Source organism: Methylacidiphilum infernorum V4, assembly GCF_000019665.1.
Taxonomy (GTDB): Bacteria; Verrucomicrobiota; Verrucomicrobiia; order Methylacidiphilales; family Methylacidiphilaceae; genus Methylacidiphilum; species Methylacidiphilum infernorum.
This window is the reverse complement of the sequence record NC_010794.1, coordinates 2,175,531-2,187,550: the sequence shown is the minus strand read 5'-3', so window position 1 is coordinate 2,187,550 and position 12,020 is coordinate 2,175,531. Positions and strand designations below refer to the sequence as shown.

The following is a 12,020-nucleotide window of genomic DNA, read 5'->3' as shown; positions in this document are numbered from 1 at the left end:
TTAATGAAAGAAGGGAATTTTGCTGAAGAATTAACCCCAGAACAAAAAGTAAGCATTTTTCTAGAGGCTCTTCCCTACGTCCAGAAATTCCGCGAGGGGATATTCGTCATCAAGTATGGGGGTGCTGCGATGGAAGATCCCCTTTTGGTCGAAAAGACCCTGCGTGACATCGTCTTGCTTGAAGCGGTGGGAATCAATCCGTTGATTATCCATGGAGGGGGTGAGTTCATTAACAGGGCGATGAAAAAAAAGGGGCTCAGTCCCCGGTTTGTCAACGGTATCAGGGTTACCGATAAAGAGCTCATCTCCTTGATCGAGGAAGTGCTCTCCAAGGAAGTGGGCCCGCGTATCGCTCAAAAAATTAATGAATATGGGGCTAAGGCGGTATTTATTCCCGGGCAGGAAATTTTTTGGGCGGAGAGATGGAAAGCTGTTTCAGAAGAGGGCATTCCAATGGATTACGGCTATGTGGGAACCATCGTGGGGGCGGATCTGCAGCCGCTGTTAAAACTTCTTCACGGCCAGTTCATTGCCGTGGTCTCTCCCCTGGCAAGGGCCGCCAATGGAGATATTTATAATGTCAACGCTGACGTGGCCGCCAGCAAAATGGCAAAGTTCATAAAGGCCAAGAAGTTGATCTACCTGACGAATACCAATGGCATACTGGCGGATGAAAAAGATCCTCTTTCCCGGATTTCGGTGATTAACAGGCAGCAAATAAGCCTCTTAAAGGAAAAAGGGATCATTCATGGGGGAATGATTCCCAAGGTTGACTCGGCTCTTGAGGCTTTAGAAGCCGGGGTCGAAAAGGTCCATTTTCTTGATGGACGCATGCCCCATGCCCTTCTTCTTGAAATCTTTACCGATAAAGGGATAGGGACGGAAATTGTTCTTTGAATGTAACGGCCCTGCCCGTATTAAATGGTGCCTAGGGTGAACTTTTCAGCCTCTTGGGGAGAACTCCAGGGGCCAACCGTTGTTGATAGAGCTAGAAAGAATGGAAGAACTCGAAAGCGAACAACTCATTGTCGAGGGATACAAAACCTATATTGTGCCTTCATACCGCAAGATCAGGTTGGTTGTGGACCGGGGGGAGGGGGCTTACCTCTGGGATATCAAGGGAAAACGCTATTTAGATTTTACCGGGGGGATCGCCGTCAATCTTCTGGGTCATGCCCATCCCTCGGTGAGGGAGGCTTTGGCTCAGCAGTCAGAAAAAATGATCCATTGCTCGAATTTGTTTTATCATCCCCAAGCCTTGCAGCTTGCCCGGAAAATTGTTTCGCATGTAGGCCCGGGCAAGGTTTTCTTTTCCAACAGCGGGGCGGAAGCCAACGAATGCCTTTTTAAAGTTGCCCGGAGATATGGTCAGAAAACGGGCAGGTTTGAAATTCTTTCCTTCGAGCATTCTTTTCATGGTCGCACCCTGGCGGGTATGGCCGCTACGGGCCAGCCTAAAGTCAAAAAAGACTTTGGCCCTCTCTGCCCGGGCTTTCGGACCATACCTAAAGGAGAACCGAAAGATTTTATCGATTCTCTTTCAGATAAAACGGTCGCCCTGATCGTCGAACCGATCCAGGGGGAAAGCGGCATTCATGTTTTCTCCCCGGGATATCTAAAGGAGATAAGGAGGATCTGTAGGGATAAAGATATTCTTTTTTTCATCGATGAAATCCAATCGGGGCTGTGGCGCACGGGCCGGTTTTTGGCTTGGCAGAGCTTGGTTGAAGAGGATAGCCAAGGGCAATCCTTTTTGCCTGATGGCGTATCGCTGGCTAAAGGACTGGGAGGAGGCTTTCCTATCGGAGCCAGCTGGGTCGCCGAACGATACAGCGAGGTTCTCGATCAGGGCTCACACGGCTCGACTTTCGGGGGTTCTCCCCTGGCCTGCCATGTGGCTTTGTCCGTTCTTGAAGAAATAGAAAAAAAGGAATGGGGCAAGCACATCTTGGAGGTAGGCAACTATCTTGTCCGTTCTCTAAGGGAATTTGAAAACAAGCCCCAGAGTCTCCTCAAAGAGATACGGGGCATAGGGGGTATTCTAGGCCTGGAACTTACCCTGCCTTCTTATGAGGCGGTTGAAGTTTTGATGGAGAAAGGGCTTCTTGTGGCTCCGGCCAATACCAACACCATAAGGCTATTGCCTCCCCTGAACGTGAGTTTTGAACAGGCCGAAGAAGCCAGGGCTATTTTGGAGAAATTTTTGATTTCTTGATTGTAAAATCCCTCCCGAGTTGTGGTAGGAGAAAAATAAGGATGAGTTGGCTGTGAACAACAAGCGCTTGGAAAGGACCGTTATGAAGCCCTTACGCCACTTTCTGTCTATGAACGATATCGAGGAAGAAGAGGCGCGAATGATTTTTAAAAAAGCCTTGGAGTGGAAGAAAAACAGGGGAAAAGAATTCCCAACCGCCCTTCAATACCAAACCTGGGCCTTAATTTTCAAAAAACCCTCGACTCGAACCCGGCTTTCGTTTGAAGTGGCCATACGGGAGCTTGGGGGAGAAGCGCTTTTCCTCAGTAGCCAGGATCTGCAGTTGGCTAGGGGGGAGCCGATTGAAGATACCGCCCAGGTCTTGGGAAGGATGGTCCATGGTTTGATTATAAGGACCTATGAACAGAAAGAAGTAGAGCTTTTTGCTGCCTACGGCAATATTCCTGTCATTAATGCCCTTACCGATGAGGAACATCCTTGCCAGGTCCTTTCGGATATTTTTTCCTTTGAAGAAAAGAGGGGGTCTATTAAAGGAAAAAAAGTCGCTTTTATAGGGGATGGCTGTTGTAACGTGGCGAAGTCCTGGGCCTTGGCCGCTGAAAAATTTGGCTTTTATCTGTGGATTGGCTCTCCCAGGGGGTATTTTTCAGCCGTAAAGAGCGACTTTGTCCAGAATACCAGTTCTGTTGAGGAAGCCGCCCAGGATGCCGCCCTCCTTTACACCGACGTCTGGATTTCCATGGGCAAGGAACAGGAGGCGGACAAGAGGCAGATGGAGTTTTCTCAATATCGGATCGATCGACGCGCTCTCAGTGTCGCTTCAAAAGATGCCCTTGTCTTTCATTGCCTGCCTGCTTACCGGGATAAAGAGATCGCCCTGGAAATATTCAATGAAAGAAAAGAGGAGATCTATACGCAAGCCGAGAACCGCTTGCACGTCCAAAAAGCCCTTTTGGCATGGATCGTCGGTAAGCTAAACGGCTAAAGACACTGGCGCAGGGCTCACGCAAAAGGGCTATTTTTTTTAGAGACCGCCTTTTAAGGAACCAGGGCAAAGACCCTGGCCGGGAAACCCGTGGCTTTCCTGAGGGGAATAGCCCCAACGAGCAACCAAGCTCCTTGAGGGGGAAGGCTATGCAGGTTGCACAGGCATTCTAATGCCCATTTGCCCGCCGCAAAAAGGATCTTGTGCACGGGATAATCGAGGCTTTTGCCGCAATCGATCGAAAGGGTATCTACCCCCACTCCGGCCACATTCCTCGAGTTGACCAAGAACTGGACCGCTTCGGCAGAAAACCCCGGGAAATGGAGAAGGCCGTCTTCTTTTTTGTTATAAAAAAGGGGGGTTTGCACCCACTTTCCCCATCCACTGTGCATCAGGACAAAACCCTTTCGGGGTATCTCCCCGAACTTCCTTTCCCATGACAGTATGTCCTCGAGGCTGACCGCGGTGTCCGGGTCGGCCGCTGCGCGATCGGCTATGTCGATGACTATGGCCGGGCAAAAAAGCTCAGAAATGGGGATATCCGCTACCGTTTTGCCCCCCTTGGAATAGTGCAAGGGAGCGTCCAGGTGCGTTCCCCAGTGTTCGGGCAGTTCCCACCGGTTAGAGGAATACCCATCTTCGTTGCTCACATGGCGGGAGATTTGGGCTGGGGGACCTTGGCCGGGAAAAATGGGAAAAGTGGAGTCCAGGGGATAACTCAGGTCGATGAGAGCATGGAAAGAGAAGAGAGCAGGGAGGGTGAGTTTCATCTTCTAATCCTCTATCCATCCCATGCTAGGACAATAGAGGGAAAAACAAAAGGGAAAAAGGAGCAGAAAATTTTCCTTTGATCCTCTACCAAAGCGGAAAATGTTTATAACATGACATCTCCTCTTTTTCCTCTGATCCTCGGGTTATTCGTTTGGCTTTTAGCCGGCCCTCTTTATGCTGAAACGGGCAGGGCTCTCTATTTAGAAAATTGTGCAAGCTGTCATGGTCAGGGTGGGGAGGGGCTTGGTTCGAACCCTCCCCTGGTCAACTCTTCCTGGATAAGAGCTGATCCTCAAAAATTAATCCCCGTTGTCCTCAACGGGTATGCGGGCAGAATGATCGTAAACCAAGAGGAGTACCGGGGTCGGATGCCCGCTTGGAGATCAAAGTTAACCGACAGCCAGGTTGCTTCTATTTTGACTTACCTGCGTTTACAGAGTGGGGCTGCAGCTATCACGGCTGCCGAAGTGGCTTCTGTGCGGGAAAAATCAAGAAATCAACCTGCCATAGGCGCAGCACCGGGATGTGGAGGAGGCCATAGGGGTCATGGGCATAGCCGAGGCCATTCCATGGGCATGGGAAGGGGTTGTGGAGGTTGTGGAATGTAAGCTAGGAAGATTTTTTGGGGAGGATTTTAAAGTAGACTTCCTCGTATTTTTTAGCGGCGAGCTCCCAACTGAAATTTTTCCCCATCCCGTTTTTTTGGGCTGCTTGGATGAGGTCGGGGCGGTTTTTCCACCAATCCAGGGCCGTTTTGAGTAGCTCCCCAAGGGCCGAAGCCGAAGGTTCGTCGAAAAGGAATCCGCTCCCTTTTGGATCTTTACGGATATCTTCAACGCTATCGATGATGCCCCCGGTAGTCCTGGCTATAGGAATCGTCCCGTAGAGTTGGGCATAAAGTTGTCCCAGCCCGCAGGGTTCATAAAAAGAGGGCATGAGAAAGAAATCGCTCCCGGCAAAGATCTGGTGGGCTAATTCTTCTGAAAAACCGATATTGGAACTCACTTGGCCGGGAAATTCCCTGGAAAGGCTTTTGAAGAAATCCTCGTATTCTTTTTTCCCTTCACCCAGCAATACAAACTGGAAGTTTTCTTGGATTAATGCCTCGGGGAGAACGGGAATGAGAAGGGAAATCCCTTTTTGATCATGAAGCCTGGAAACCATGCTGACAATCGGGATATCTAGGGATTTCTTCAGGCCTAGTTTTTCCTGCAAGGCTGTTTTGCAAGCTTTCTTCCCTTGGAGGTCCGTGGCGTCGAACGGGCAGGCGATCCAGGGATCGGTCTTGGGATTCCAGCTGTCCGTATCCACCCCGTTTAGGATACCGACAAGCTCGCTTGCCCTTTTTTTGAGGAACTCCGAAAGCCCAGCTCCCCCGGGAGGCTCAAGAATTTCTTTTGCATAGGTAGGAGAAACCGTCGTGATGAAATCGCTGTAGGCTATCCCCGCTTTCAGTAGGTTAACCTGTCCATGATCTTCAAACCGATCGGGGCTGAATAGCGACCAATCGATGCCCAGGTAGGGAAGAACCATGGCGTCATACTTTCCCTGGTAGCAGATGTTGTGAATGGTGAGAACCGAGCGGGAGTTCTTAAAGGGAGAAAGAAGCTGGGGCCAGAGTTTAAGAAAAGCGCAAAGAACAGAAGTCGGCCAATCATGGACGTGAAACACGTCGGGGATCCACCCCGTTTCCTTGCAGATTTCTAAGACCGCTTTCGAAAAGAACCCGAACCTATAGGCATTATCCTTGTATTCGCCGGAAGGCTCATCGTAAATGCCCCGCCTATGGAAGTAATCGGCATAATCGATAAGCCAAAGTCTAAGATGGTTATCCAAGCTGCTTTCATAAAGGCCGATCCAATGCTCGGTCTTGCAGCCCATGTGAACGCAAGCCGAACCCAGGAACTGGAAGTCATGCAGGGACTTATCGATTGTAGAATAAAAGGGAATGACGACCCGGAGCTGGTGCCCCAGCTTGGAGAGGGAACGGCTTAAAGAGGAAATCATGTCGGCCAGTCCTCCCACCTTGGCAAAAGGGGCGCACTCGGAGGCAGCAAAAAGAATTTTCAATTTGGGTCTTGATTCTTTTTCCATAGCTGGGGAGTCGGGAGGTTCGGGTTGGGGAATGGCTGGGCTTGCCTTTTTGCGGGGAGAAGTCCGGGAAGTCTCTTTTTTTGTCTTTTTCGAGGTCGTTGTGCCTTTGCGTTTAGGTTGGGATGAAGCCATATCCCTATAGCTAATGAAAAGAGAAAGGTTAGCCAAGTCATAAAAAAGAACCGACGCTTTTTTTGTAGCTGTAGAGTATTTTTCTTTTCTCTTGGCACCCGGTAAAAAGGGAGGGGAAGAAGCCGGTTCCTCGACCCACTAAAAAGGGGAGGATAATCCTTTTTTTTAGCGATGAAGGAAAACACCAGGCGGAGAAAAAAGTTTAAAAAAAGAGGGATGTTTTCCATAGAAAATGGGGAAAAGCCCAAGCTGGCCGCGTGGATCGTGGCCTATGGGTATAAGGGGGATCGCGTGGATCCCCACACCGCCCTAGGCATTGGGGCTTTTAACAACCGGCTTGGTCCTTTTAGTGTTGCTGCCAGTCCTGCTCTAGAAAAAAAACTGAAACTCAGGCCCGGCCAACTCCTGGTGTTAACCTTCGGCAACGGCCGGGAAATGGTAGCCCAATTTGACGACCGCATGCCTGCAGCTTCTGCGATGAAACTGATGAAAAAACATGGCCGGGCAGCCAGGTACGCTCTCGATATCTATCTGCCTTGGGCAGATAAAAAAATAGCCTATGCACTTCCGCCGGTGGCCAAGCTTGAAGTTATAAAGGAGGCTATCGATCCTCAAAAACTTGAACAATCCTTGATCAAAAAAGGAAAGGCCGTCTTTGAAAGGGCAAAGCCTGCACAGCAAAATAGCCCCTCTCAATCATCCCCCCTTTTAAGCCTGCGGCGGTCGCTTTCTGAAAGCCTTGGATGTGAAAGTTCTAAGGTAGGGTTGTTGCATTTCTGGGGGTGGAGAATCCAGGGAAAAGAAGGAAGATCGACCCATCGATAAAAAGGGGTTTAACGGATTAAGAGTAGCTCACCAAAAAAGGAAGGATCGGTTCTGATCCCAAGGCGGAGCCTGGGGAGATCAAAAAAAAATCCCGTGGTCTTTTCAGCCGTAAACCCAAGGATAAAAGAGCAAAGGACAAAGCCCTTGAGAACGACCGCCCTTAAATCTTGATGAATGAAAAAGAACACCGAGGTAGCGTCGGCTAAAAGAAAAGGTTATGATTAAATGAAAAAAAACCGGACATCATGCTTTTATATGCTAGCTTGCCAATTTTTCCTTTAATATGCTATTATTAATTCACGTGAACTAAAAACAGGAGTAGGAATGATGAATGAGTTTGTTACCCGAGAAAAATTGATCAATGACATTAAGGCGGTTCTCCATGATGCGGATGTCCTCGTAAAATCGACTGCAGGGGATATAGGAGAAAAAACCAAGGATGCCATCGATCGGTTGAATTCAAAGCTAAATTCATTGAGAGACTATTTGAGCAACTCAGAAGATTGGTTTGTGGACAAGGCGAAAGAAAGGGTCAAGAGCACCGATGAAATCATCCGCAAAAATCCTTACCAGTCGATAGGTATTTCCCTGCTCGTCGGTATAGCCATCGGCATCATCCTTGGCCGTAAATAAGATCGCCTTGGGCCTGAACTTGGAGAAAAAAAAGCGTGGTTTTATTTTTGCAAAACCGGGGAAGGGAATAATTTTAAAGGGGACGGGGTAAAATTGTTTCTCATCGGGAAGAGGGAGTGCAGTTGACAACTTGGTTAAAGGGGGAAAATTTTTTTTAAGAATTTTTTTCTTCTATAATTTTAGAAATATTGTTATCTACTTAATCTACTTATGATTCAGTTCTTTTTGAAAGGTGGGCCGATCATGTGGCCGATCTTGGCCCTTTCGGTAATAACGCTTGCGGTGATTTTTGAAAGGCTTCTTTTCCTTGTAGAAATCACCCGCAATAGAAAAAGAAAGTGGGTTACGCAGTTTCTTGAACTGGTCGGGCAGGAAAGGTACGAAGAAGCCCTGGCAATTGCTGGAAAGAGCAAGGATTACGTCCTTAAAGTTCTCGAAGAGGGGTTAAAGCACAGGGAAGGATCGCTTGAAGACGCCTTGCTGGAAGCTGCAAGCAGCCAATTGGAAAGGTTCAACAAGGGGTTGGTGGTCCTGGATACGGCGGTGACTCTTGGTCCCTTGTTGGGGCTCCTTGGAACGGTCACCGGTATGATGCATGCCTTTAGTATCGTGGGAGGTGGAGAAATTGCCGGGAAGCAGGCGGCCATCACGGGAGGGGTTGCTGAATCGTTAATTGCGGTGAGTTTTGGTTTGGCCGTGGCTATTGTGGCCATTATTCCTTTGAATTTTTTTAATGCCCGCATGGAAAGGGCCCGAAGAAGGATAGAGGAAGCTTCTACCAGGCTTGTTTTGCTTTTGAAAAAAGAAAAGGAAGACCAGCAGCTGCCTTCCCGGACCGTTATGAGCAATGCCTCATTGATCGAGGGCAATTCCAAGGGCTCCTCGAACTCCCCGGTGTTGCCTTAAACTCTTTAAAGGGGTGTTGATTTATGCAAGTTGCTTCTCCTAGAAAAAAAAGACCGAGGCTGGAAATTATTCCTTTTATCGACGTGATGTTTTTCCTCCTGGCCACCTTTATGATGGTTTCCCTGGCCATGATTAAGAATGAAGGCCAGAGCGTGGAACTGCCCTATGCAAAAAGTTCCTCGGCTGTAGAAAGAAAGGAAAAAGAAACGACGGTGACCATTACCGATAAAGGGGATATTTATTTTAACAAGGATCAAGTATCTTTGGATGCGTTACCTTCGAAAATCGCGGAATTAAAAAACGGGGATCCCGACCCCAGGGTTTTTCTCAATGGTGACTGTAAAGCTTCTTTTGAGAAGGTAACCGCTGTTTTGGATGTCATCCGTAAAAATGGGGTAACCAAGATAGCGATTCAAACGACCAAGGAACCTAAGACAAAGTAAAGGTAGTCTTCCTTTCTTATTCTTCCTGCTCCATCCTTAAACAGCCCTAAGGAAATCCTACTTTTACGGTTTTTTTAGGGTAGTTGAAAAAAAACCATGGGTCAGGCAGCACCCATCGACCCATGGTCTTGGAAAAAACCCAGCCAAAAGAATACTCGGCGCTTCTGTCAACCGCCTTTTTTCTTATAAAAGGCATGGATCATTAAGAACAATCGCAATCTTTGCCTTTATGCACGGCGCATTCCGCTCGGGGACACTTGTCGGGACAAGCGCAACTGGCTTTCTTCTTAGCAATTTCAGAAGTCTGCGCGGCGTGTAAAGGAGCGATGACACTAAAAGCAACAGAAAGAACAATAACTGAACTCCACTTGAATAAGTTTTTCATGCGCGCAGTTTAAGATATTTCGAAAAAAAGTCAAAATTATTTGGAATAAAAATGATCTTTGAGTGATCATATTGCTTGGAAAGGACTGAACCGCATGCCCCAGTTTGTCATCCAGGAGCATTGGGCCCGGACCCATCATTTTGATTTAAGGTTGGAAAAGGAGGGGGTATTAAAAAGCTGGGCCTTGCCCAAGGGGATGCCCGTGGACGATGAAAAAAGATTGGCAATCCAGGTTGAAGACCACGATCTTGATTACGGGCAGTTTGAAGGGGAAATTCCTCCTGGAGAATACGGGGCGGGCAAGGTAGCCATTTGGGACAAGGGAAGATATGATCCCGTGGAATGGACCGGGGATAAAATCCTTTTTGTTCTCCATGGAGAAAGGCTAAAGGGAAGATACGTGTTGATCCGCTTAAAGCGTTCGGCTCCGGATCATTGGCTGATTAGGAAAATCGATTAAAGCCGAAGATAAAAAACAAGGATCATGAAAAACGTGGGACTGCGTCCAGAGATTCCTCGGTATGCCGTCACGACGGACAGCGTGGTGATCGGTTTTAACCAAGAAGAACTCTTTGTCGTGTTGATACGGAGGAAAAATCCGCCCTTTGAAGGAATGTGGGCATTGCCCGGGGGATTTGTGGAAGAAAACGAGGACTTGGAAGAGGCGGCCCTGCGGGAGCTTAAAGAAGAAACAAGGCTGGAGCTTGACAGGATGGTCCAGGTGGGGGCTTTTGGTAAGCCCGGAAGAGATCCCCGGGGAAGGGTGATCAGCATCGCTTACCTGGCTTTGAGACCTCTTGAAGAGCTTAAGGTGGATGCAGGGGATGATGCCAAGGAAGCGGGTTTGTTTTCTTTGAATCGCCTGCCCCCGCTAGCTTTTGATCACCAGGCGGTGATCGCCGAAGGATGTAAAAAACTGTTGTGGCTTTGGGATCAAAGAAAAGCATCCCCTTTTCCCTTTTTAGAGGAAAAGATTGTTAAAGTTTTGAAAGAAAGGCTCGGGGAATTCCTAGAACAACTATCTTAAACCAAAAGTTCTTTTTGGATGGGACCGCTGAAGGGTGCCGGGCAAGCTTTTTTAAAAGCCGTAAAACTTTTGCTTGGGGGATTGCCTTGATCTTAATCGCTTTTTTTGGGTCCAAGTCGCAACCGCTTACCTGAAAAGCCTTGGTTGCATTTTCTTCCACCTTTCCCTTCCCCCATTTTTATTCTTTGGAAGGCAGCGGCTAGCCTCTGCTTGTTTCAGCCACTCAATCCCATCAAGAACTCCATCCTTCAGATCGTCCTGTGGAACGATCCCCTGAGAAGGGGGCAAAGCCGGTTAACCTGGCTGGTTCCCTTTTACCCGTGCTTCTTTGAGGCCGGACGCTGCAACTAAAAGGTCCTTGGACGAATAGGAACTCCTTGTTGGTTCATTTTCGTAGCCATTTTGAATTCAACCTTAAAGTGGACTCTCCATTACTTAAAGCCTATTAAAAGGAAATAAGGAAATAATCGACCTAGTTTAAAACGAAGATATAAATGATTATCCTGCTCAAATAAGAGGGAGTGGAGTTGAATGAAACTTCAGGATTAAACCCTCAGCGTTTATGCTCCTTCATGCCTATTTGCAGGTATTGGCCGTGAGTCTTGAGGTATCATTGGCCCCTGGAGGGGAAGGCTCTCCTCTTGACCGCAAGGCCCGGGGTGCCACCGGGCTAGGTAAAGCCCGAACTTGGCTTTGTCCCGGGGCCAATTAGTAAGGGGTAAGTCTTATGGAGCGCTTTTTACGATCCTATAGTCCTATCTTTACTTGAAAACGCGACAGCTAGTGAAGGATGAAAAGGTTGTGATGGCAAAATGAATTGGAAGAAAGTCAAGAAGCAAAAATTTACCAATAGAATGGAGTAAAATGGTGACAAGCCAGAAAAACAGCAAGGTCAGGACATAAAAACATGACCAAGGAGAACTACTGGTGCATGTTCTGGGAAAGGGAAATGGAAGCGGTGAGCTTACCGCTCTGTGTCTGCGAGGGTTTCGTGCTCGACCATGACCTTCCCGTCCACGACTGCCCAGAGGCCATTCCAGGCTGCCAGTTCGACTGCCTCCGGCGTTGCTTCCATGCCGATGACGAGCAGAAGGGCTGGGTCATGTGCATACCTGGGATTTCCCGGGTTGCCCTTTCCTGGATCTCGGACCTTTCGGAGGCAGGCCTGACGTCACGTTCTTCGACATTCCAGCAAACCTCGGACGCGCTGTGGACACTTTTGCCCCCACCCATTCCTCGGAAATAAAAGTCGAGGTTCCTGGCCTTCTCTCCGCCTCTTCCGTGGAAACGCTTGCATGCCGAATAGTATTTTTGTTCAATTCGGACTTACGCACAATTTGGGCATCCTCGATAAATTCGTCCACGAACTTGTCGGGGTGGGACGCAACGAGACCCCCCATGGAGGCTTCCTTCAAACCATCGATGTTGTCCCATTAGACCTTGGAATCCTGGTTCCTTTCTTTTCCTGCGGCCTATAGTTCTTTCCCAAGCGATGCGATCGGCTCTCCCAGTTCCTTAGTATCCCTTTTCCCTTCTTTCTTAGCCTCGATGTTGACCACCTCTAACCTATCCATTGTGTCTTATAACCTGTTCATCGTATTGGC

At 48.4% G+C, this 12,020-nt stretch carries 15 protein-coding genes; 11 read left to right on the top strand and 4 right to left on the bottom strand.

What is annotated here, in order from left to right:
• Positions 1–3 precede the first annotated feature (3 nt).
• From argB to argF, 3 genes are all read left to right on the top strand, one after another.
• Entirely contained in the window at positions 4–897 is an 894-nt protein-coding gene (gene argB, locus MINF_RS10340) for an acetylglutamate kinase (protein WP_012464695.1), read from the top strand.
• A 100-nt stretch (positions 898–997) separates the two neighbouring features.
• Positions 998–2,215, top strand: coding sequence for an aspartate aminotransferase family protein (locus MINF_RS10335; protein WP_048810380.1), 1,218 nt, complete (start codon positions 998–1,000; stop codon positions 2,213–2,215).
• Positions 2,216–2,261: 46 nt separating this feature from the next.
• Positions 2,262–3,200, top strand: a complete 939-nt coding sequence (gene argF / locus MINF_RS10330; protein WP_012464693.1) for an ornithine carbamoyltransferase — start codon at positions 2,262–2,264, stop codon at positions 3,198–3,200.
• A gap of 53 nt (positions 3,201–3,253) precedes the next feature.
• Here the strand turns inward: argF and MINF_RS10325 are convergent, their stop codons facing one another.
• Entirely contained in the window at positions 3,254–3,970 is a 717-nt protein-coding gene (locus MINF_RS10325; protein WP_079200455.1) for a cyclase family protein, read from the bottom strand.
• A 111-nt stretch (positions 3,971–4,081) separates the two neighbouring features.
• On the opposite strand from MINF_RS10325, the gene MINF_RS10320 reads away from it, so the two are divergent.
• Entirely contained in the window at positions 4,082–4,579 is a 498-nt protein-coding gene (locus MINF_RS10320; RefSeq protein ID WP_012464690.1) for a c-type cytochrome, read from the top strand.
• Between the two features lies 1 nt (position 4,580).
• On the opposite strand, the gene MINF_RS10315 is transcribed toward MINF_RS10320, so the two are convergent.
• On the bottom strand, positions 4,581–6,197 hold the full coding sequence (locus MINF_RS10315; protein ID WP_048810560.1) for a glycogen synthase: 1,617 nt from the start codon (positions 6,195–6,197) through the stop codon (positions 4,581–4,583).
• 171 nt (positions 6,198–6,368) lie between these two features.
• On the opposite strand from MINF_RS10315, the gene MINF_RS10310 reads away from it, so the two are divergent.
• The 4 genes from MINF_RS10310 (at position 6,369) to MINF_RS10290 (ending at position 9,004) form a co-directional block, all read left to right on the top strand.
• The gene (locus tag MINF_RS10310; RefSeq protein WP_048810379.1) at positions 6,369–7,022 is read left to right on the top strand and encodes a hypothetical protein; all 654 of its coding nucleotides are present in this window, start codon (positions 6,369–6,371) and stop codon (positions 7,020–7,022) included.
• Between the two features lie 327 nt (positions 7,023–7,349).
• Positions 7,350–7,655 carry a DUF883 family protein gene (locus MINF_RS10300; protein ID WP_148205253.1) on the top strand — a complete coding sequence of 102 codons (306 nt, stop codon included), beginning with the start codon at positions 7,350–7,352 and terminating at the stop codon, positions 7,653–7,655.
• 210 nt (positions 7,656–7,865) lie between these two features.
• The gene (locus MINF_RS10295; protein WP_012464684.1) at positions 7,866–8,561 is read left to right on the top strand and encodes a MotA/TolQ/ExbB proton channel family protein; all 696 of its coding nucleotides are present in this window, start codon (positions 7,866–7,868) and stop codon (positions 8,559–8,561) included.
• 23 nt (positions 8,562–8,584) lie between these two features.
• On the top strand, positions 8,585–9,004 hold the full coding sequence (locus MINF_RS10290; RefSeq protein WP_012464683.1) for an ExbD/TolR family protein: 420 nt from the start codon (positions 8,585–8,587) through the stop codon (positions 9,002–9,004).
• Positions 9,005–9,206: 202 nt separating this feature from the next.
• Here MINF_RS10290 and MINF_RS11255 read toward each other — a convergent pair whose 3' ends face one another.
• The gene (locus tag MINF_RS11255; protein ID WP_148205252.1) at positions 9,207–9,389 is read right to left on the bottom strand and encodes a hypothetical protein; all 183 of its coding nucleotides are present in this window, start codon (positions 9,387–9,389) and stop codon (positions 9,207–9,209) included.
• A 58-nt stretch (positions 9,390–9,447) separates the two neighbouring features.
• Between MINF_RS11255 and MINF_RS10285 the strand changes: the two genes are divergently transcribed.
• Entirely contained in the window at positions 9,448–9,849 is a 402-nt protein-coding gene (locus MINF_RS10285) for a DNA polymerase ligase N-terminal domain-containing protein (RefSeq protein WP_012464681.1), read from the top strand.
• 24 nt (positions 9,850–9,873) lie between these two features.
• On the top strand, positions 9,874–10,416 hold the full coding sequence (locus MINF_RS10280; protein ID WP_012464680.1) for an NUDIX domain-containing protein: 543 nt from the start codon (positions 9,874–9,876) through the stop codon (positions 10,414–10,416).
• A gap of 921 nt (positions 10,417–11,337) precedes the next feature.
• Here the strand turns inward: MINF_RS10280 and MINF_RS11550 are convergent.
• Entirely contained in the window at positions 11,338–11,649 is a 312-nt protein-coding gene (locus tag MINF_RS11550) for a hypothetical protein (protein WP_187146943.1), read from the bottom strand.
• A 62-nt stretch (positions 11,650–11,711) separates the two neighbouring features.
• Between MINF_RS11550 and MINF_RS10265 the strand changes: the two genes are divergently transcribed.
• Positions 11,712–11,894, top strand: a complete 183-nt coding sequence (locus MINF_RS10265) for a hypothetical protein (RefSeq protein ID WP_012464678.1) — start codon at positions 11,712–11,714, stop codon at positions 11,892–11,894.
• Positions 11,895–12,020: the final 126 nt, after the last annotated feature.